Below are 21,182 nucleotides of genomic sequence, written 5' to 3'. Positions count from 1 at the left end.
ATGGAAGGACAGCACCAAACAATTTCTGGCCTTAGCGCGATCTCAGCACGAGAAATGCGGCAGCTCTATTCCAAGGTGCAAACCTTGGAAGACGTGGTGCATGACATCTTCGATCGTGGAACCAAGCCAACCCGGCAAGAAACACAATCGCTGCAAGACTTTGATCTGGTCATGCAGACACTCGCAGGGATGGCCAGCTTCTTTGAGAAGGTGGAAACGCAGATTATGGATACCGGCGAGGCCGATATCCAAGCCGCGACGGAGACTGTCACGCTGCAAAAACTGCGGGAACGTCTGCGGGAAATTGGCAGCTTTGTGGCCAACTAAGCGGCCTACTGCGGCCTGTCCGCGCCCCTACGAACTCTCTAAAGCCGTTTGAGCATTTTGCTTGAGCGGCTTTTTCTCTTTCTTTGCTGCACCAGCGCGTTAGATTACCACGAGATAGGTGAATTTTCATTGGTATTGGTATGACGCGGTTTTTCAAGGTTCTGACAGCGATAGTCTGTTTTGCTCTCCCCCAGATCGCAGAGGCGGCGCGGGATCGAATCGCGCTGGTCATTGGCATGGCCGATTATCAATATCTCCCGCCTCTGGAGAACACCCATAATGATGCCAATGGAATGGCACAAAGCCTTGAAAATATTGGCTTTGACGTCACCCTAGCGTTAGACGCCACCGCCCAGCAAATGGTTGGGCTTCTGGATGATTTTGCCTTCCGGTCTGAAGTGGCAGATCTTGCATTGGTCTATTTTGCAGGGCATGGAATCGAAGTGCAGGGCGAGAACTTCCTCATCCCAATTGATGCCAATGTGACCAGCAATAGGGATGTTCAACGTCAGTCCGCCTCCCTGAAGCAGCTGCTTGCTGCCGTGGATCGTGCCCGGAAGATGAGGATTGTTATCCTTGATAGCTGCCGCGACAATCCGCTGGGGGACTCTATCGCACTGGACCAAAGCAATGCGTCTGGGACGGCCTCAGAAGAAACCCGCGGTGGAGGGGGCGGTATGGCCGCCGTAGATCCTGATCGCGGCACTTTAGTGGCCTTTGCTGCCCGCGATGGTCAGGTCGCCCTCGACGGTACTGGGAACAATAGCCCCTACGCCCAAGCCCTGATGCAAAAAATGGCGCAGCCTGGGTTGGAAATCAGCCTGATGTTCCGTCAGGTGCGAGATCTGGTTCTAGAAAAAACCGGCAATCTTCAGGAGCCTCATACTTATGGCTCCTTGACCGGGGTGCCCTTTTATCTTGCCGCCGCGACGCAAGACGGTGCCGAAGCCGTTCCAGCAGGCACCTCCGAAGCCTGGTCGGCAATAAAACCTGACCAGGAAGAACAGCTTCTCGCCCTCGCTGAACAGGGGGATACCCGTTCGATGCTGGGGCTGGCCTATATGCGGCTCAACCCCAATGCCGGGCGGTTTGATCCCGTCGCTGCGGTAGATTTTCTGCAACGTGCGGCGGATGCAGGCGCGCCAGAGGCCCAGTTTGAACTGGCCAAGCTTTATGAGCGTGGCACTGGCGTTCCTGCCAACCCGCAAAAAGCTCTGGAACTTTATCAAGCTGCGGCCGCCCAAAACTTTGCCGATGCCATCAACGACTTGGGCTTCCTGCATCATCAGGGTGGTCTTGGCCTGCAAGCCAACCCGCAAAAAGCCTATGGTTTTTTCCAGCGTGCAGCTGAGCTGAGGCACCCACAGGCGCAGTTCAACTTTGCCGCACTCATTGACGATGGCTTGGTTCCCGGAAAAGGCCCAACTGAAGCGGCGCATTTCCTTTATGCCGCGCTCCGGTCCGGCAGTGCAGATGTGCTGGACCTGCTGAGCAAACGCCCCAACATGTTCACATTAAACACCCGCAGGGCGCTGCAGGACAAACTAAAAGAAAACAAGTTTTATCAAGGCTCTATTGATGGTGATTTTGGTCCCGGAACCCAGCGGGGTATTCGCCGGGCCTATGGGCTTGATGGCTAAGGGCCAAGCCACAGATTAGCGAGTTACGGAGGTTGTATTATGAGAAAGCTATTGAGATTTGCTCTGAGCTGTATCGGGGTTGTTTTTCTGGCTCTGACCCACCCTGTCACAGCGCAAGAAACCGGTGACTCACAAAGCGGTTACAGCGGCGACCCCAGCGGGTCACCAACAGGTCGCTCGCCATCCACCCAGGTGGCATCCGTACCGCAACTGGCCACCCGGCTATCGCAAATGAAGAACCTTTGTACCGCCACCGGCGGATATGTTGTCGATTGTCTCGCAGAGCGAATTGAAACTTTGGGATTGGATGCTGCCAATATGAACGGTCACACAGAACTCAAACAGATTCTGCGCGAGACTGCGGAAGAACTGCGCCTTCTGGCCCGCGCGAATAGTGACAAAACCGCAGCCCGGGCACGCATCAGCAGCAATGACGGCCAGCGCTCCGCACGTCCCCTGGTCGCAGTGACCCCCGAACGCCGTGCAAGCGCCCAAAGGCAGGCTATCGCAATCCTCCAGGAAGCCGAAACCAAACTGCTGCGTTCATCGACGCAATCCGCCGCACGGGCCAGCCAATATCAGCAGGTGGCGGCGGCCTTGGGGTCAAACAAGGTTCTGCTGCGCTCCTGAGCCCCCTATCTAAGACATTTCTATATTGAAGGTCTCCTAGAGGCGGCCTTCTGCGATCCAGCTATCTAGCTGGCGGCGGCTGATTTCAAAATGCATGCTGTCTTCGCGGCGGAAACCCGCGCCCCAAACCCAGCCCTCTGCAAAGAAAAAATCTGCCATGATGGTCAGGCCCAATTGGGTCTTCCCATCGGTGAAATTATCCAACTGGCCATCGATATTCAGATCAACTGCCAGGCCGTAACTATGGGTGGACAGTGAATTGGTTGTGCCCCGGATCCGCCGCACACAGAGCGCGCCGGCCGTGTTGATACGATTGTACAGATCAGGATCCGCTTGGCGGATATTCTCAAACACCACTTTCAGACTTTCGATTGCTGGGCGCAGCATACTGACACGAATTGGCCCAACCTGCTCCGTCACCAGCTTTTCTTTTAGCTCTGGGTTGGTCATCGGCTGGCAGGTATCGTTCAAGGTCTCACGTGGACGTCCCAGCCGCTCGGTGAGGTAGCGGCCACCCGTCACCTGCAGGCCGCGATTGACGTTCACACGATCCGCAATCAACACAACCTGTGCATAATCCAGGTCTGCACCTTCGGTTTGATCCCAGATCTCCCGCTCGGCCTCAGCCGAAGAGGCCGCAGGCGCCATCTGGCCGCCATTTCCCAGCGGCAGGCGCGTTACCTCTGTTTGCAGATCCGTCAGGCGCAATTGCAGGTCTTCGATTTGCTGGCGCAGCATCTCAATTTCGATTCGGGCGGTGGAATCAACCGAGGCCCCCTGGAAATCCTCTTCGGACAGCATCCATTTGAGACCAATCCAAACAGCCGGGGCCAAGAGCAGCCCGATACAAATAATAATCGCCGGTAAAACCCGCATAACACCCTCTACTTAATACCACCCCATTCAAGGCCGAGCAGGCAGGCGAGTAAAGCCCTTTGTCCAGATTTGTCAGATCAACTGACAAAGTTCTTATTCCTATCCAGCCCATTGGCAGAACCGTTCATGTGGTATAGTCTTTTTTGGGTAATGTTTTTCAGTATAGGGGACAAGTTATGGTCCGCGTCAGTATTATTGCCGCCTTTATGTGTTCTGCGCTGCTCCTGCCGACCTCCGGGCTCCATGCTCAGGCCAGTAGCGAGGGACAGTCTGTCGAAGAAATTACCAAAATTCTTCAACAGCAAAAAACCCGTGGTTTGGTGATCGCCCCCAGCAGCGCTGCGGCCCCGGCACCTCAGGCCTCGGATGCGCAGGAGACCGCAACGGTTGCGACTGCAAATACCGATTATTCTCCCGTTGATCGTCAATCACAGATCAACCTGCAGATTTCCTTCGACTTTGACAGCGCCACCCTGCGCCCAGATCAACAGCCCAAATTGGTCAATATGTGCGCATCGATGCAGGCCCTGCAGGGCACCGTTTTCCAGATCATTGGTCATACGGACAGCTCTGGATCTGCGCGCTATAACGAACGTCTCTCTTTGCTGCGCGCTCAGGAAGTGCGCCGCCATCTGATCAGCAACTGCGGTATTGATGAAGACATGCTCAAGGCAATCGGAATGGGAGAGGCTGCCCCCTATAATTCCGCCAATCCCCGTGCAGATGAAAACCGCCGGGTAGAATTCCAGGCTCTGGGCTAACCTGATGCCGTTAGCCCCGGCCCCCGCGCGGCCTGATGATGCAAACCCCTCTTGGAGTTGCACAGCTGTTTTTGCTGTGGGCTGGAGCCGTGCAATCACCGCGATTTTTGACAAGGACAGGCTGCGATGATCGCATCTCATCCCAGTGACCTTTTTCAGCCAGGTGACTTGCTGAATAACACCTATCGCATTGAAATGCTTTTGGGTCGGGGCGGGACTTCAAACGTCTACAAAGCGCGTTCAGAGATTTCAGGAAACCTTGTTGCCATCAAGGTGCTAAAGCAGGAGTTTTCCGGGAACGAGGATTTCACCGTCCTGATGGCCCGCGAAGAAAACATCCGCGAAATTCGCCATGATGCGGTTGTGCGGTATTCGGAAAACCACCGCACACCGGATGGCCATATCTATTTGTTGATGGATTACATCGACGGTCCCGGACTGGACAAAAAGCTCAAACAAGGACCAATGGAAGCTGCCGATCTGTTGGTGATCTGTCGGCGCGTCGCTGAGGGGCTGAAGGCCGCGCATGCCCGCAACATCGTTCACCGGGATCTAAGCCCAGATAATATCATCCTGCGCGACGGCGATCCTGCCCAAGCCGTGATTATTGATTTTGGCATCGCCAAGGACACCAACCCCGGTGCAGAAACAATTGTGGGCAACGAATTCGCCGGTAAGTACTCCTATGCCGCGCCTGAACAGTTGTCCGGCAATACCGATGCCCGCGCCGATATCTATTCGCTTGGGGCGCTTTTGTTGGCCAACTTCCGGGGAGCCTCGCCTCAGCTGGGCGCGAACCCAATGGAGGTTGTTGAAAACAAACAAAAACCAGTAGACACGGAGGGACTTCCTGCGCCCTTCAAGCAGCTTATCGAACGGATGTGTGACCCCAACCCGGACAGCCGCCTCGGCAGTGCGGCGGAGGTATTGGACTTTTTGGACCGCATCGAGAGTGATCCAAACGCAAGCGTTGAGGCGCGTCCAGTCGCGCCCTCGGATGAAGAGGCAACCATCATTGTCCCCAGTGCGGCTGCAGCTCCCAAAACCTCAGGAGCCACCAAGGGCAGATCAATCAAGGAAGAGCCCAGCCGCAGCAAGGCCCCTCTCTTGGCCTTGGTGGCTGTGCTTGCACTCGCCCTTGCCGGGGCTGGCGCATTTTTCTCTGGCCTGCTGGATCCCCTCCTAGGACCAAGCTATCCAGTGGCGCAGCCCTTTACTCTGATTGTTGAAAAAACAAAACCCGGGCCACGCCGGGCCATTGGAAACATGCCGTCAGAAGAGAGCCGCGATGCACTGACGGCCCTGGTGGATCAGGCCGATATCACCCTTTCAAGCGGAGCCATTGCCGATACCTGGGCTGAGGATGTTCTGACAACACTTACCCCCCTATCGGATCTGCAGCAGTGGCGCCTAACAGTCAGCGACAACCAGGCAAAGCTGAGCGGGATCACCAGCGATCCAGATCTGGCCGCTACACTCAACGCCCAGTTCGAGGACGGGTTGCCCGGGGGCTTGGACGGCGTGGCCATAATCACTTACCGGCTGCCGGTTCTGGCCATTTCAGAAGTCCGTGGTCTGGTTGGCGGATTTGAGGACTGCGGACCGCTCCATGTGGCTCCGGGGTCAGTTGGTGGCGGGTTTGGTCCGGAGGATACCGTAACGGTGACCGGACGGCTTGCAGGATCCGAAGCACGTGTCCGTCTGTTTGATGCTTTGCGCGGTCTCGCTGAAACCCGCAAAATTTCCCTGGATCTAGAGATCCTGAACCCCTCCCTTTGCGTCGTCGAAGGCGCTTTGCCCAAGGCCCCTGCTGGCAAGTTCGATGTTAATTTTAGCACAGGTAACGACAACACACCCAATCCTTCAGGTCGCTTTTTTGTCGGGGAAAACCCGGTCATCGATGTCACGATCCCAGCGTCGATCACCTCGGGCTACCTGACGGTCTCCATACTGGATGTATCAGGTAACGTATTTCATTTGCTGCCTAATATCTCGCGTCAGGAGAATTCGATCACGGATCTACGAGAGGGCAGAACAGGCCAGATTTCTGTGCGCGTTGCCTATACTCTGGCGGAGTCAGCACTGAACGGTGGCCTGGCCTTCCGGGTTGATGACAGCACACTTGGCAAAAGCCGCATTCTGGTGCTGCACTCATCCGAACCTCTGTTTGCAGGACTGCGCCCAACCTCCGAAAGCGCCGTTGGCTTTGCCGAGGCCCTTAAAGAAAACAGTGCCAATGATGCCAATCTGATCCTCTCCATGGATAGCAAAATCCTGGAAACAGCGCTGCCCTAACGACTGGCCAAGCGGCAGGTCAGCGACACCCCCGGCTCTGTTTTCAACAAAACAGGGGGTGTCGTTCCCATTAACGCGATCGCTAGCCAAGCAGAGCCTGATTCAAATCTGAGATCAGATCATTGGCATCCTCAATCCCGATTGAGATCCGCAACAGGTTTTCGGGAATACCGGTATGGGGTTCAATGGTGTGGCGATGTTCTACCAGGCTTTCGACCCCACCAAGCGAGGTGGCGCGGTGAAACAGGTTCAGGCGCCCCGCCACCGCCAAGGCTGCCTCACGCCCACCCTTGACGAGAAACGACATCAAGAACCCATAGCCTCCCGACATCTGCTGACTGGCCAGCCCATGTCCTGCGTGGCTGGGGAGGCCTGGATATAGCACATCTTCGACCTCAGGGTGACTGGCAAGAAATTCTGCCACAGCCATTGCATTTGCGCACATCTTTTCCACCCGTAGCGGTAATGTGCGCATGCTGCGCACCAGCAGCCAGGCTTCAAATGGCCCCATTACTGCGCCTGCCTCGTTGCGATCCATACAGATCGCCTCCCAAAGCGGCGTGCGCAGACGCGTGCTCAGCACGCCCCCCAACACATCGGAATGACCGTTGATCACCTTGGTCGCCGAATGCATGACAATATCCGCCCCCATTTCCAAAGGACGGGTCAGCAGCGGTGTCGCCGCCGTGCTATCCACAACCAGACTGGCACCCGCGGTCTGCGCACAGGCCTTTGCAGCTTTGATATCAACAGTTTTCAACCAGGGGTTCGACGGGGTTTCAATGAACAAGAGCTGCGCCTGATGCACGGCACACACCGCCTGCAGGGCCCCGATGTCGCTGGCATCAACTTCGTGCAGAGCGATATCGCGGCGGGTGCAAAAATCACGGATCCATTTTGTGGTGCCCCAATAGATACCGGACTGCACAATCACTGCGCCGCCATTTGGCACAGTGCGGAACACCGCCGCGATGGCCGCCATGCCCGATGGAAACAACTGGGTATCCTCAGCGCCTTCTAGACGGGATAGGATTTCCTCACCCAGGCGCACCGCCTCATTATGGGACCGCAGATAGACGTTGCTTTCATTGACCAGCTGATAGTCACGGTCTCGCACAAATGTCGTCGAGGGCTGCAAGGGCGGCACAACGCCGCCACTGGCCGCGTCAATTGTTCCAGCGGCCTGGGCCGCAATTGTCGCGGGTTTCAAATCATTGCGCTGCATATTAAAAGCTCCCTGGCTGCGTTGCCCCATCTTTGAAGCGCACCAGCGCCAAGTTCAATCGCCTTTCACGCAAAAGCTGCAGCGGCCGAGTTCCAGGCCGCACTTGTGGTCACTCAAAATGCATGTTCCTGTCCCTGGCACCAACGGCGCCCAAAGGAGAGCCAGCCCATGCCCGTAGAAATTCGCCAGGCCCAGCCACGGGACGCGACCGGCATTGCGCGCATTGCCAATTCAATGATCCGCGAAACACTGTTTACCTTCACTACTCAGGAGCGTCGACCTGAAGAAATCGCCCTGCGCCTGCGTGAGGACCCACGGCCGTTTCTAGTGGCGGAGCTGGACGGGCGGCTTCTGGGCTTTGCCACCTACGGTGACTTCCGCACAGGGCCGGGGTATCGCCACACGCAGGAACACTCTATCCAGCTATTGCCCGACGCGCAGGGCCATGGCTTGGGGCGGGCCCTAATGGCCAAGTTGGAAGATGCCGCCCGTGCCAGGGAGGTGCATGTCTTGGTGGCTGGCATCAGCAGCGCCAATCCCAAGGCCGTTGGGTTTCACAGCGCCATAGGGTTCACCCAGACCGGCCTGATGCCCCAAGTTGGGCGCAAATGGGATCAATGGCTGGACCTGATTCTGATGCAAAAACGATTGTAGTTCTGTGTGACCCTCAGCTCAACTGCGCCACCGCCCGCGTCAGTCGCGCCAGGGCCTCGCGCAGCTCAGCCGTGCTGGTCGCATAGGAGATCCGGAAATAGGGCGACAGGCCAAATGCCCGCCCTGGTACCATGGCCACATCGTGATGTTCCAAGACATAGGCGCAAAAATCAGCATCTGTGTGCAAAACTGAGCCCTGCGGGGTTCGGCATCCTAGAACACCTGCACAACTGGCAAAGGTGTAAAAGGCGCCCTCGGGACGCGGACAACTGATACCGTCGATAGCGTTCAACCCATCAACCACCAGATCACGACGGGCCTGAAAACTGGCGCGCCGCTCGCGCAGGATCTCTTGTGGCCCGTTCAGTGCCGCCTCAGCCGCCGCCTGCGACACCGAAGAGGCACAAGAGGTCGACTGCCCTTGGATCACCGCCATGGCGGCAATCAGAGCAGCTGGCCCGCCGGCATAACCAATACGCCAGCCAGTCATAGCGTAGGCTTTGGACACACCATTGATGGTTAGGCAGCGCGATTTCAATCGCGGCTCAACCGCAGCCGGGGTGGCAAAATCGAACCCCGGGTAGGTGATGTGCTCATACATGTCATCGGCCATGATCCAGACATGAGGATGCTGCAACAACAGCTCCAGCAGGGGCGCATAGTCCTTTGCCGAATACGCCGCGCCAGATGGGTTGGAGGGAGAGTTGAACAAAACCCAGCGCGTGCGCGGTGTGAGCGCCTGCTGCAACTGCTCCGGTGTCATCCGAAAACCGGCCTCAGCACCGCAGGGCACCAGCACCGGCTTACCTCCCGCCAGAGCAATAATATCCACATAGGACGTCCAATAGGGGGTAGGCACAATGACCTCATCCCCCGGTTCCAGACTGGCCATGAAGGCATTGTAGAGCACCTGTTTGGCACCAGTAGAGACGATGATTTCATCCAGCCCGTAGTCCAGATCATGGTCGCGAGCAAACTTGGCGCGGATCGCCTGCTTCAACGCCGGGGTTCCGCCCAGGGCCGTGTATTTGGTTTCTCCCGTCCAAATGGCATCAACAGCCGCCTGTTTGATCGCGTCTGGCGTGTCGAAATCCGGCTCCCCTGCGCCCAATACGATCACCTCTCGCCCTTGGCGCTTCAGCTCCGCAGCCCGAGCTCCGATCTGCAGGATCTCCGAAACTTCAATGGCATCAATACGGCTGGCCTTACGAAACTCTGACATGGATGGGGTCCTCTCGCTGCAAGAACTGGCGCCCAGACTTACCGCCCGAAGCTCACCGTCGAACCTACGCTGGGCAGGCTTGCAGAATACTCCTCAAATCGGACAGCACTCATTCCACCACTGCATGAATGGGCGCAAACAGATGCACCGTTGAGCAGGTAAACTAGCCAGGTTTCTGTCGCAATTGCCGCGTGATCCAGGTCTCAAATTTGCGCACAGCCTCTGGCGCGGCCCCATGCGGGCGGGTCAGATAGTAGCGTTTACTCGACCTCAGAACCGGCCCCGGCAACTGTAGCAAAGTGCCTGCATCCAGCTCCGCCGCCACCATATCAAAGGGCACAATCGCTGCCCCAAGCCCAGCAGTAGCCGCGCCGATCACCATGGAATACTGATCAAAATAGCGCCCATCCTGGCGGGGTTGGCCACGCATATCGGCGGCAAGAAACCAGTCCGCCCAGGCATCACTGCGGCTTTCCAGATGCACCAGGGGCACATCTGTCAGCCTGTTCACACTCGCCAGGTCATGGCTGGCAAATAACTCTGGTGCCGCAATCGGCACCATCTGTTCGCCAAACAGCTCCACCATGCGGGCTCCGGGCCAATTGTCGCGCCCATAGTGGATCGCAAGATCAAAAGGGTCGCGGGCAAAATCAAAGGGCTCCAGCCGCGTCGACAGGCTCAGCTCGATCTCTGGATGGCGCGTAAAAAAGTCCGGCAAGCGCGGGATAAGCCAGCGATTGGCAAAGGTTGGCAGCACCGCAATGCGCAGTGCACTACGCCCGGCCCCAGCCGCCACAGCCTTTTGCACTGAGTTGCGCAGCGCCCCAAGATCCTGGGCCAGATCTGCCGCGAGGCTGGCACCAGCTGCCGTCAACACCACACCGCGCCCCACCCGCTGAAACAGAGCAAAGCCAAGATCCGCTTCCAGCTCCTTAACCTTCTTACTGACAGCACTTTGGGTCAGGCCAATTTCTTCACCCGCTGCTGTAAAGCTCTGGTGACGTGCAGCACTGTCAAAGCAGCGCAGATGTGTGAGGCTCGGCAAACGCATATCAGCACTCCTCTGCTTTGATTTGATCCAGCAGCCAATTGCGAAACTGCATAAGCGGATAGTCATCGGCGTGTTCCGCAGGCCAGACCAGGAAATACTCCCCCAGTGTGACCGGGGCTCCGCTGATGGCCAGTTGCAAGCGACCAGCAGCGATCTCCCCCTCCGCCAGGAAGGTCGGCAGCAGGGCGATCCCCAGCCCGTGCACCGCCGCCTGTGTCATGGCTGAAGACTGGTCAAACAGCATGCCCTGTAACCGCGCTGCTTCCACATCATGCAGGCCAAACCACTGCTCCCAACTGTCGGGATGCGTTTCCAGGTGCAGCAGGGGATAGTCCAGCAGATCCTGGGGCCGGTGCAGGGGGCTGGGCAAAAGGTCTGGCGCACAAACCGGGAGCACATGTTTGGGCATCAGAGGAAGGTATTGCACCCCTGGCCAGTCACGGGTGCCATAGTGAATGGCCGCCTGCGCGGTGCCTGCCTCAAAGCTGAAAGGCAGGTTGTGGGTCTGCAAATTGACAGTGATACCCGGATGCTGACCGACAAAACCTTTGAGCCGGGGCGCCAACCAATGCAGCCCAAAGGAGGCCAGAATCGACAGATTGAGGCTACCCCCATCCGGATTTGCCCGCAGTTTGATCGAAGCCTGCGCCAATCGGGACAGGATGGCCCGGGCCTCTTTGGCATAGTTTGCCCCGCCCGGCGTTAACTGCATCCGCATCTGGTCCCGCGCGATCAGATCGACCTCCATCTGCTGTTCCAACTGCTTTAACTGGCGACTGATAGCACTTTGCGTAAGGTTGAGATCTTCTGCCGCTGCCGAAGCACTCCCGAGGCGGTCCACAGCCTCCAGTGCGAGCAGGGAAGAGATAGAGGGCAAGAACCGACGGGGTGCTATCATATAACCTTACCTCATAGCTTCAGGATTTAGTATCATGTGCATTTTGCGATTTGTCTTGTGATTTATAGAAAAGTGCCGTGAGTTGCCAGACAATAACCCCGCAATGAGCTCATGGCTTGATAGATCCCCTGAAAGGATAGACCATGCCTCATACCCAGATTCTTGCCGCTGCCGGTTTCACCAAAGACGCGCTGACCGGCGGCAGTCTCAGTGTCAAAACCCCGGTTGATGGCAGCGAGATCGCCTGTATCCCCATGCACAGCCTGACCGATGCAGAGGCGCAGATCGCAAAGGCCAAAGACGCCTTCAAATCCTGGCGGCTTGTCCCCGCCCCCCGTCGTGGCGAACTGGTGCGTCTGCTGGGCGAAGAGCTGCGCCGGGAGAAAGAAAACCTTGGGCGCCTGGTGACGCTGGAGTGCGGCAAGATCTATCGGGAAGGTCTGGGCGAAGTGCAGGAGATGATCGACATCTGTGATTTCGCAGTCGGTTTGTCGCGTCAGCTTTATGGCCTGACCATCGCCTCGGAACGCCCCGGCCACGCCATGCGAGAAACCTGGCACCCGATGGGAACCTGCGGCGTGATCACCGCGTTTAACTTCCCCGTAGCACCCTGGTGCTGGAACGCCGCTCTGGCACTGGTCTGTGGCGATCCGGTGATCTGGAAACCTTCGGAAAAGACGCCGCTGACCGCCCTTGCCGTGCAGAAAATCTGTAACCGGGTCACCGCGCAATTCGGCGAGGATGCGCCCGACGGTCTGATCCAGACCCTGATCGGCGAACGCGATCTGGGCGAAGCCCTGACGGCCTCCAAGGATGTGGCGATCATTTCCGCAACCGGGTCGGTACCCATGGGCAAGGCTGTGGCGCAGGATATGTCCCAGCGACTGGGCCGCACCATTCTGGAACTTGGCGGCAATAACGCGATGATCGTAGCGCCCTCGGCGGATCTGGAAATGGCCCTGCGCGCCATTGTGTTCTCAGCCGTGGGCACCGCCGGTCAGCGCTGCACTTCGCTGCGTCGTCTGATTGTCCATGCCGACATCTATGACGCGCTGATCCCGCGCTTGATCAAGGCCTATGCCGGCCTGCCCATTGGCGATCCTCTGGTCGATGGCACCTTGGTGGGACCTCTGATTGACGAACAGGCGTTAAAAACCATGGATCGCGCCTTGACCCAGGCCAAGGCAGAAGGCGGCAAGGTTCATGGCGGCGGCCAGGCCCTAACCGATAGCCACGCTGCTGCCGCCTATGTGCATCCGGCCATTGTCGAGATGCCCGCGCAATCGGCGATCATGCATACCGAGACCTTTGCACCGATCCTCTATGTGGTGAAATATCACGATTTGGATCAAGCAATTGAGCTACAGAACGAAGTCCCGCAAGGGTTGAGCTCCTGCATCTTCTCGACGGATCTGCGTGAGAGTGAATATTTCCTCTCGGCAGCCGGATCTGATTGCGGTATCGCCAATGTCAACATCGGCCCCTCAGGCGCTGAGATCGGTGGCGCCTTTGGCGGTGAAAAGGAAACCGGCGGTGGACGGGAAAGCGGCTCAGATGCCTGGAAAGGCTACATGCGCCGCCAGACCAATACCGTCAACTACTCGCGGGAACTGCCGCTTGCACAGGGAATAAAATTTGACATCTGACCTAACCACGAGCCTCTGGCATCAGACCTGCCAGGAAAACCCCGCCTCCTCGGTTCTGACCGGGGAGGTCACGGCAGATCTGGTCGTCATTGGCGGCGGCTATACCGGGTGCTCTGCCGCCCTAAAGGCAGCCGAGATGGGGGCCTCTGTCTGCCTGATTGAGGCGGAGGTCTTTGGCCATGGTGGATCTGGGCGAAATGTTGGTTTGGTCAATGCAGGGCTGTGGCTGCCGCCAGAGGACATCAATACCCGCCTTGGTCCCGTAAAGGGCAACGCCCTGTCCCAGGAGCTGGGGAAGGCGCCAGACCTGGTTTATGGGCTTATTGAGCGCCATGGTATTTCATGCGAGCCCGTGCGCAATGGCACCCTGCACTGCGCCCATGCCCCCAGCGGCATGCAGGATCTACAGCGCCGCGCCGATCAATTGCAGTCCATTGGCGCGCCAGTTCTGTTGCTGGATGCGGCCCAGGCACAGAGCCGCGTTGGTTCAGAGGCCATCCACGGGGCCCTGTTCGATCCACGCGCAGGCACCATCCAACCCTTGGGCTTTGCGCGTGGCCTTGCCCGCGCCGCAATCAAAGCTGGCGCGCAGCTCCATGATCAAACTCCAGCCACAGCCATCAACCGCAACAAAGGCCACTGGCAAGTCACCACCCCCAAGGGCAGCATCCGCGCCAAGTATTTGGTTATGGCCACAAATGGCTATGCCCGTGCGATGACCGGTTACAGCGCGCCGGCGATTGTGCCCGTGCACTATTTCCAGGGCGCTACCGCGCCACTTAGCCCGGCGCAACAAGCGCAGATTCTGCCGGGGCTCGAAGGCTGCTGGGACTCCGCCCTGGTGATGTCCTCCTGGCGAATGGATCAACAGGGCCGACTGATCATCGGCGCCATGGGCGCCTTGGACCATTTTGGCAGCAGCATTCACCAGAGCTGGCTCACAAGGAAAATGGCTGCCGTTTTCCCAGCGCTTACTGGTGCAAAATTTGAAAGTGAGTGGTTTGGCCGCATCGCTATGACCCAGGAATATTTGCCCAAGATTGGCAAGCTGGAAGATGGCTATGTCAGCTTTGGCTATTCAGGGCGCGGTATAGGGCCCGGTACGCTCTTTGGCCACAAGATCGCAGAGGCGCTGATCTCCGGCGACGAGGGCCTGCTGCCCTTGCCTGCAAGCACGGATCACAAACTGCCCTTTGCCCGGCTCCGCGGCGCCTATTATGAGGCAGGCGCAACGCTGACCCATCTCGTCAACGACAGGATATAAAGCAAAAAAGGGTCAGAGTTTTCCCTGACCCTTTTGAATTTTTCACGGTTCAGTTCAAACCCCTATTTAGTGACAAGCCGCCATGGCTGCGCCCAGCTCTTTCAGCAGCGCCGGATAGAAGTTAGCGCCCAGCTCCAGTCCCGTTCCCAAAGGATCAATGACCACGGTTTGAGCGCCGCTTCCCTCTAGCACAGTTGCCACCAGTTCCGGATTGAACTGCGGTTCTGAGAAGACACAAGAGACCTGTTTCTCCTTCACCACCTGCTGGATTTCCGCGATACGCGCGGGGCTTGGATCGGAGGAATCACCCAGAGAGATTGCGCCGGCGGCCTGAAGGCCAAAGCTGTGCTCGAAATACTGATAGGCATCGTGGAACACCACAAAACCGCCGTCGCGTACTTCCCCAAGGCTAGCCATGATTTCTGCTTTAGCCTCTTTGATTTCCAACTTCCCAGCCGCAGCATTGGCGGCATAGGTTGCGGCGTTTTCGGCGTCATGCTCCGACAGTTCGGCTGCAATCACATCAAGCCAGAGCATCGCGTTTTCAGGTGCCAACCAGGCATGGGGATCCACTCCCTCATGGGCGTGGCCCTCATGGCCTTCGTGATCGTGTCCCACGTGATCTTCATCGTGGCCTTCTTCGTGCTCATCTTCATGGGCATGCCCCGCCTCAGCGTGGCCCGCGTGGTCATGACCTTCATGGTTGCCATGGTCATCGTGGTCATGACCTCCATGGTCGTCGTGGTCACCATGGTCATGACCCTCATGGTCTTCGTGGTCACCATGGTCATCGTGATCGCCATGATCATGGGCCTCAAACCCAACGCCCTCACGGAAGGGAAGCGCCAGACCGCCTTCAAGCTCCAACAACTCGATCACATGGGCATCTTTGGCCAGCTCATCCACGGCGCCCTCCAACCAAGGTGTCAGCGCCTCGCCCATCCAAAAAACGACATCCGCCTGCGACAGCGCGAGGGCCTCAGAAGGGCGCATGGAATGCTGATGTGGTGAGGCACCCGCCGGCACCACCAAGCTCGGCTCACCCAGCCCCTGCATAACCCGCGCCACCAGGCCATGTACTGGCGTGATATCGGTTGCAACCTTTGGCACATCGGCCAGAGAAACGCCTGCCAACCCCATAAGGGCAGCAACGGAAGTCAGAGGAGTATTTAGCATGGGAGCTCTCATGTAATTTTATAACATCTCACGGCTTGTTAAACGTCATACCATAACATATCAAGAGCCAAGATCATCACAGGCCAGGCGACGCCCCTCTCAGCGGAGACCCAAGACCATGGATTCCATCGGGTTTGAAACTCACGACCACGCAAGCTGCATTGCTGACTGCATTGAAACGGCCGATGCCCAATGCAAAGCGCAGGGGCTGCAATTTACCCCCGTGCGCAAACGGGTTTTGGAAATCTTGCTGCAAGAACACCGGGCGCTCGGGGCCTATGAAATCCTAGATCGTCTGCGCGAAGAGGGCCTTGGCTCACAGCCGCCTATTGCCTATCGCGCGCTGGACTTTCTGGTAAGCAACGGGTTTGCCCACAAAATCGAACGCCTGAATGCCTTTATTGCCTGCACCCATCCCGGCGAGGATCACGCCCCAGTATTCATGATCTGCCGGATGTGCAAATCAGTGGCTGAAGCTCAGGCGGTGCCGACCAACGGTCAGCTCGGTCAGGCCGCACGCGACGCAGGGTTTCAGATCGAACGCACAGTAGTCGAGGCCGAAGGTCTCTGCCCAAAATGCCAAGAATCCGCCAATAAATGCAACTGATCTCCCTACAGGATCTCTCTGTCAGCTATGGCGGCAATACAGTTTTGTCGCATGTGACTGTCGGCATCTCACCTGGTGAGATCGTCACGATTGTTGGTCCCAATGGGTCTGGCAAATCCACCCTTCTGCGCAGCGTCATAGGGGCACAGCTACCGAGCCAGGGCAAGGTGATCCGCAGCCCGGGTCTGCGCATTGGCTATGTTCCACAAAAATTGCATATCGACCCAACCCTGCCAATGACAGTGCGTCGTTTTCTCAGCCTGCCGATCAAAGTGTCAGACAAACAGGCCAAAGAGGCATTGGAACAGGCAGGCGCCGGGCAACTGTCCAACCGCCAGATGGTTGATCTTTCAGGCGGGCAGTTTCAACGGGTGTTGCTTGCACGTGCCCTGCTGTGCAAACCGCAGCTCTTGATCCTGGACGAAGCCACCCAGGGGCTGGATCAACCGGGATCCGCCGCCTTTTATCAACAGATCGAAATCCTGCGCCAAACCTTGGGATGCGCCATTTTGATGGTCAGCCATGAGCTGCATGTGGTGATGGCAGCCTCAGACCGGGTGATTTGTCTGAACGGTCATATCTGCTGTGAGGGGGAGCCTGAACATGTGGCCTCGGCGCCAGAGTATCGCGCCCTGTTTGGCAGCGGCACCCAGGGAGCCCTGGCCTTGTATCGCCATGAACACAATCACAGCCATGACCATAGTTGTGGCCATGACCACGGCAAGGAACACCCCGGCTCCCACAGCCCGGATGTTATACAAGAGGCCCGAGGATGATCACGCTGTTGGATAGCTTTCTGCTGCGCGCCGCCCTGGCTGGTACCGGCGTCGCCGTTGCGGCCGCACCATTGGGCTGCTTTGTTGTCTGGCGCCGCATGGCCTACTTTGGCGATGCCACCGCCCATGCCTCCATCCTGGGGGTGGCCTTGGCGTTAGGGTTCCAAGTGCCTATTTTTGCTGGGGTTCTGATCATAGCCTTACTGATGGCGACCGCCGTTTCTGGCCTCAGCGGGCGAGGCTTTGCGATGGACACTTTGCTGGGAGTTTTGGCGCATTCCTCACTGGCCTTTGGTCTGGTGGCGGTATCCTTTTTACAGGGTATCCGCATTGATCTGATGGCCTATCTGTTTGGCGATATCCTGGCGGTGAGCCGCATCGACCTCGCTGTGATCTGGGGCGGAGCTTCGCTGGTCCTGCTGCTGCTTTGGGCCAGATGGTCGGCTTTGCTAACGGCCACGCTCAGCCCCGATTTGGCCTATGCGGCAGGGATCAACCCCAAGCGCGAACAGCTGGTTCTGACCATTGCCCTGGCTCTGGTTGTGGCCGTTGCCATCAAGGTGGTGGGTGTTTTGCTGATCTCAGCCCTCTTGCTTGTCCCTGCGGCAGCGGCCCGCCCCTTTGCCGCCACACCTGAGCGCATGGCTGCCATCGCCGCCGGGATCGGAGCCCTGTCTGCACTTGCTGGTTTGCAGCTGTCTTTTATGCTCGACACCCCGACCGGGCCAACAATTGTCTGCGTTGCGGCGGTGCTGTTTGCGCTGACCAATCTGGGTGGCACGATTTATCGGCAAATAACCGCGGCATAAGAAAGGGCCTGGTAAACACACCAGTCCCTGGCTAGTTGCGGCGGGTCCTGATGTCGACTGGCGCATCCTCGTCGACTTCGACCCATTTTTGAATGGTCGCAATCAAGGCCTTCTTGTTAATTGGCTTGCTGAGGAAATCATCCATCCCCGCGCGCATGCATTTGTTGCGATGGGACTCCATCGCATTCGCGGTCAGTGCAATAATGTGGCAGCCCCTAGACCGAGCAGCCCGTTCGATCTCTCGGATTTTCACTGTAGCCGCAACGCCGTCCATCACCGGCATCATCATATCCATCAAAATGATATCCGGCTGAACCTCCTTGAACCGCTCGACCGCTTCAACGCCGTTAGCAGCAATGGTGATATCGAACCCAGCATCCTTGAGCATTCGGGTCACTACCAATTGGTTGGTTCTGTTGTCCTCAGCGATCAACAACTTGACAAGATTGGAGGTTTGGTAGGTCGCCTGGCTGGACTGAGGCACGCTGAGCGGCTGTTTCTCAAGATGAAGAGCCCGCCGCAGAACCTGCTTTAGTTGCGCAACCCGCAGAGGTTTTTGCGCTATTTCAAAGTCTTGTAACGCGTTCGGATCTGATCGATCTAAAGCATGATCAACCGCTGACAGCACAACAATTGGAGATGTGGCGTAAGCAGGGATTGCCCGAATGCGCTGCGCCAACTCGCAGCCGTCAGTCTCGGGCATCTGGTAGTCCAGAATGAAAAAATCTACAGACCGCCCTTCCCGCCTCAGGTCGGAAATCCGTTCCAAAGCCTGGATTGCGCTCCCAGCCTCAAGACAATCGACACCCCAGGCCCGCAGCCGTTCAGTCAGAACGGATCGGTTCAACTCCAAATCATCTACAATCAGTCCCGTCAGCCCCTGGAAAGCTGTAGTGTTTACTTTGATTTCGCCAACTCGCTCTGCTCTTGGCAGCGGCAGCTGCACCGTAAAGATAGAGCCTTCCCCCGCCTTAGAGGCCACCGCCACCTCACCCCCCATAAGGGCAAGAAGACGCGCGGAAATTGCCAGTCCCAAACCCGTCCCTTCGAAACTGCGAGTTGCGCCACTGTCCACCTGTTCAAAGGCACTAAAGACCGCTTCTAGACGGTTTGCCGGAATTCCAATCCCGGTGTCAGCCACCTTGATCGTCAGGCTATAGTTCTCAGAATTTTTGCCACCCGAAACATCAACATGGACATAGCCCACGTCGGTAAACTTCACCGCATTGCCAATGATATTGGTAATCACCTGACGGACCCGGCCAACATCTCCCTCAAAAAACTCAGGCAGGTTTGGATCATAGCGTAAAATTATCTCAACCCCTTTTGCATTGGCCCTGGGAGAGAGCAACGTGACCACGTCTTCGATCGCGGTCAACAGGTTGAACGGCGCCAGGTTTAACTCCACCTTGCCGGCTTCGATCTTGGAGAAGTTGAGAATATCATTGATAATTGTCAGTAGTGCAGTACCGGATTTTGATATCGTTTCTGCATAGATCTGTTGATCCTCGTCCAGATCGGTTTCCATGATCAGCTCTGCCATACCAATCACACCATTCATAGGCGTACGGATCTCATGGCTCATATTGGCAAGGAAATCCGATTTGGCCTGATTGGCAATATCTGCGTCCTCACAGGCCCGTTCCAGCGCCGCTTCGCGCTCATCGCGCTCGACAAAGGTATCTTCTAGCACGCCAACGGAAAAGTTGAGTGCCCAGAACTCACGCGAGGCATACCAAGGTAATTTCCTCACCTGCCCCTGCACCCCAGAGAGCGCGTCCGACATACGGTCATGGATGGTTTTCAGCGGCTGCAGTGCCAGCATGTTGAGCAAAACCAACATAACCGCAGATAGCCCCACGACAGCGAGAACGGTCCACATGATCGTAAATTGCACCCGATCTTGAACGAGAGCCTTCCCTTCCCGCAGCGACCACTGAACCACCATGGTTCCAAACGTAAATCCCGCCAATTCAACCGGTTGCTCGTAGGTAACAGTGTCTTCCTCTGCGAGGATCTGGCGCCGGTTGGCAGATGCAATTACGAGGCCGTCATTGTTCAATATCTGAATGGACAGGATTTTGGGTACTCGAGCCAGCGTCTCGTAGAGACCTGTTTCCAGGACTGGTACGTCTTCCACAATGATCGATTCAAGCATCAACCCGCCAACCAGCGAGATTGTCAGTCCCGCCTGCTCGGTCAATTCTTCACGTGACCGGTCACTCTCATACCGCCGGGCAACGGCTCCCACAACCATGGCAACCAAAAAGGCCGCCAGAGACAGCGACAGGACAATCTGAAACAGGATGCCGTGGCGTTTCATTTCTCTATTCTTCCCGCGCTAAAAGCTGCGACTTTGCTCGATGGCTTCGCGGATCAAATTAAAATCTGCATCGTCACTCGGCAAAAATCCATTGTTAGAAATATTCCGGATGATCTCTACGTTCTGCGGTGCCAACATGACATCCCGGATTGCCTGCAATATCTCCAAATCTAAATCAGCAGAGGCCAGCCAAGGGTTTGTCACATTTTCAAATGAGACCAGAACTCGGATCGGGACACCCTTGGCAACAAGTGTTCGAAACGTGCTCTGCTTTAGGGCCCCCGCTGCAAATTTTCTGGCGCCAACCGCCTCACCCACCAGATCATGCCGCCCCAAGTAGGAAAATCCGCGCAGATCCACACTGGTGATACCCGCGCCAAGGAGCTGCGCCTGCGCCAGATATCGCCCGGTTGTTGACAGCTGATCCCCAAAAGCAAAGGTCAGGCCAGCCAGCTCCTCCAAGGACTGAATGGGACTGTCGCGATGCACCACAATCACCCCTGTAAAGCGCTTCTTACCTTTTTTCGTCTCAATCGCAACGATACGGATCCCAGGGTTGAGCTGCTTGGCCCTGACATAGGAAGCAGGACCAAAGCGGGCCAAATCAATCTTGCCCTCGGCCAGCTGGCGCACGGCCTCGACATATTGCTTGGAGATTGACATCTTGATCGTAACAGGTTTCCCCAGCCGCTGAGACAAACGCTCTTCCAGGAAGGCCAAAAAGGGCCGGTACTGACGCACGGTTTCCGTGGGTTTATCCGCAGCATAGGTCCCAAAGGTCAGAGAGATTTCAGCGCGCGCCTCGCTAAGGCCAATTGTCAAAAGCATCAGAGCAATTAGCAAGACAGTGCCGCAGATACGTCGGCATTTTAATGCAGCCGAGGAAACGCTGCTTTCCGTCTGCTTCATGTCTGAACCTCCTGGCTCTTTCGCTTTGTCTCAGCTCCCCAAAGACACTGCAAGCCGCAATCAAGAATTGCAATCATCACGTGAGTGATCCTT

General features: G+C 57.0%; 19 protein-coding genes. 11 read left to right on the top strand and 8 right to left on the bottom strand.

The annotated features are described in order from the left end of the window. The 3 genes from MED193_RS00790 to MED193_RS00780 all read left to right on the top strand — a co-directional run bounded on the left by MED193_RS00790 (window position 1) and on the right by MED193_RS00780 (window position 2,597). A complete protein-coding gene (locus tag MED193_RS00790; protein WP_009807710.1) occupies window positions 1-327 on the top strand; it encodes a hypothetical protein in 327 nt (108 codons plus the stop codon). A gap of 140 nt (window positions 328-467) precedes the next feature. Next, window positions 468-1,967, top strand: coding sequence for a caspase family protein (locus tag MED193_RS00785; protein WP_009807709.1), 1,500 nt, complete (start codon window positions 468-470; stop codon window positions 1,965-1,967). 51 nt (window positions 1,968-2,018) lie between these two features. Beyond that, window positions 2,019-2,597 (top strand): hypothetical protein, encoded by a 579-nt coding sequence (locus MED193_RS00780; protein ID WP_009807708.1) that lies wholly within the window; start codon window positions 2,019-2,021, stop codon window positions 2,595-2,597. 36 nt (window positions 2,598-2,633) lie between these two features. Here MED193_RS00780 and MED193_RS00775 read toward each other — a convergent pair whose 3' ends face one another. Further along, window positions 2,634-3,473, bottom strand: a complete 840-nt coding sequence (locus MED193_RS00775; protein ID WP_009807707.1) for a M15 family metallopeptidase — start codon at window positions 3,471-3,473, stop codon at window positions 2,634-2,636. Between the two features lie 176 nt (window positions 3,474-3,649). Between MED193_RS00775 and MED193_RS00770 the strand changes: the two genes are divergently transcribed. Beyond that, window positions 3,650-4,234 carry an OmpA family protein gene (locus MED193_RS00770; protein WP_009807706.1) on the top strand — a complete coding sequence of 195 codons (585 nt, stop codon included), beginning with the start codon at window positions 3,650-3,652 and terminating at the stop codon, window positions 4,232-4,234. A 126-nt stretch (window positions 4,235-4,360) separates the two neighbouring features. Then, the gene (locus MED193_RS00765; RefSeq protein WP_009807705.1) at window positions 4,361-6,529 is read left to right on the top strand and encodes a serine/threonine protein kinase; all 2,169 of its coding nucleotides are present in this window, start codon (window positions 4,361-4,363) and stop codon (window positions 6,527-6,529) included. An 82-nt stretch (window positions 6,530-6,611) separates the two neighbouring features. Here the strand turns inward: MED193_RS00765 and MED193_RS00760 are convergent, their stop codons facing one another. Beyond that, window positions 6,612-7,754 carry a PLP-dependent aspartate aminotransferase family protein gene (locus MED193_RS00760; protein WP_039965674.1) on the bottom strand — a complete coding sequence of 381 codons (1,143 nt, stop codon included), beginning with the start codon at window positions 7,752-7,754 and terminating at the stop codon, window positions 6,612-6,614. 168 nt (window positions 7,755-7,922) lie between these two features. On the opposite strand from MED193_RS00760, the gene MED193_RS00755 reads away from it, so the two are divergent. Beyond that, a complete protein-coding gene (locus tag MED193_RS00755; RefSeq protein WP_009807703.1) occupies window positions 7,923-8,408 on the top strand; it encodes a GNAT family N-acetyltransferase in 486 nt (161 codons plus the stop codon). Window positions 8,409-8,421: 13 nt separating this feature from the next. Here the strand turns inward: MED193_RS00755 and MED193_RS00750 are convergent, their stop codons facing one another. The 3 genes from MED193_RS00750 to MED193_RS00740 all read right to left on the bottom strand — a co-directional run bounded on the left by MED193_RS00750 (window position 8,422) and on the right by MED193_RS00740 (window position 11,579). Continuing rightward, window positions 8,422-9,630: a pyridoxal phosphate-dependent aminotransferase gene (locus MED193_RS00750; RefSeq protein ID WP_009807702.1), complete on the bottom strand. Its 1,209-nt coding sequence runs from the start codon at window positions 9,628-9,630 to the stop codon at window positions 8,422-8,424. Between the two features lie 163 nt (window positions 9,631-9,793). Continuing rightward, window positions 9,794-10,681: a LysR substrate-binding domain-containing protein gene (locus tag MED193_RS00745; RefSeq protein ID WP_009807701.1), complete on the bottom strand. Its 888-nt coding sequence runs from the start codon at window positions 10,679-10,681 to the stop codon at window positions 9,794-9,796. Between the two features lies 1 nt (window position 10,682). Continuing rightward, window positions 10,683-11,579, bottom strand: a complete 897-nt coding sequence (locus MED193_RS00740) for a LysR substrate-binding domain-containing protein (protein ID WP_009807700.1) — start codon at window positions 11,577-11,579, stop codon at window positions 10,683-10,685. 143 nt (window positions 11,580-11,722) lie between these two features. Between MED193_RS00740 and MED193_RS00735 the strand changes: the two genes are divergently transcribed. Continuing rightward, the gene (locus MED193_RS00735; protein ID WP_009807699.1) at window positions 11,723-13,225 is read left to right on the top strand and encodes an aldehyde dehydrogenase family protein; all 1,503 of its coding nucleotides are present in this window, start codon (window positions 11,723-11,725) and stop codon (window positions 13,223-13,225) included. Next, the gene (locus MED193_RS00730) at window positions 13,215-14,489 is read left to right on the top strand and encodes an FAD-binding oxidoreductase (RefSeq protein ID WP_009807698.1); all 1,275 of its coding nucleotides are present in this window, start codon (window positions 13,215-13,217) and stop codon (window positions 14,487-14,489) included. The genes MED193_RS00735 and MED193_RS00730 overlap by 11 nt, the downstream gene beginning before the upstream one ends. Window positions 14,490-14,555: 66 nt before the next feature. Here MED193_RS00730 and MED193_RS00725 read toward each other — a convergent pair whose 3' ends face one another. Then, window positions 14,556-15,665, bottom strand: a complete 1,110-nt coding sequence (locus tag MED193_RS00725; RefSeq protein WP_302621662.1) for a zinc ABC transporter substrate-binding protein — start codon at window positions 15,663-15,665, stop codon at window positions 14,556-14,558. A gap of 118 nt (window positions 15,666-15,783) precedes the next feature. On the opposite strand from MED193_RS00725, the gene MED193_RS00720 reads away from it, so the two are divergent. From MED193_RS00720 to MED193_RS00710, 3 genes are read left to right on the top strand one after another with little or no spacing between them, the layout of a single operon-like run. Then, window positions 15,784-16,272: a Fur family transcriptional regulator gene (locus tag MED193_RS00720; protein WP_009807696.1), complete on the top strand. Its 489-nt coding sequence runs from the start codon at window positions 15,784-15,786 to the stop codon at window positions 16,270-16,272. After that, the gene (locus tag MED193_RS00715; RefSeq protein ID WP_009807695.1) at window positions 16,263-17,048 is read left to right on the top strand and encodes a metal ABC transporter ATP-binding protein; all 786 of its coding nucleotides are present in this window, start codon (window positions 16,263-16,265) and stop codon (window positions 17,046-17,048) included. Before MED193_RS00720 ends, MED193_RS00715 begins: the two co-directional genes overlap by 10 nt. Next, a complete protein-coding gene (locus tag MED193_RS00710) occupies window positions 17,048-17,857 on the top strand; it encodes a metal ABC transporter permease (protein ID WP_157041240.1) in 810 nt (269 codons plus the stop codon). Before MED193_RS00715 ends, MED193_RS00710 begins: the two co-directional genes overlap by 1 nt. A 31-nt stretch (window positions 17,858-17,888) precedes the next feature. On the opposite strand, the gene MED193_RS00705 is transcribed toward MED193_RS00710, so the two are convergent. After that, window positions 17,889-20,180, bottom strand: coding sequence for a response regulator (locus tag MED193_RS00705; protein WP_009807693.1), 2,292 nt, complete (start codon window positions 20,178-20,180; stop codon window positions 17,889-17,891). An 18-nt stretch (window positions 20,181-20,198) separates the two neighbouring features. Next, entirely contained in the window at window positions 20,199-21,089 is an 891-nt protein-coding gene (locus MED193_RS00700) for a PhnD/SsuA/transferrin family substrate-binding protein (RefSeq protein WP_009807692.1), read from the bottom strand. Between the last annotated feature and the right edge of the window lie 93 nt (window positions 21,090-21,182).

The organism is Roseobacter sp. MED193 (assembly GCF_000152965.1).
Lineage (GTDB): Bacteria > Pseudomonadota > Alphaproteobacteria > Rhodobacterales > Rhodobacteraceae > Pseudophaeobacter.
The sequence above is the reverse complement of the archived record's forward strand: the minus strand, read 5'-3'. Positions and strand labels throughout refer to the sequence as shown.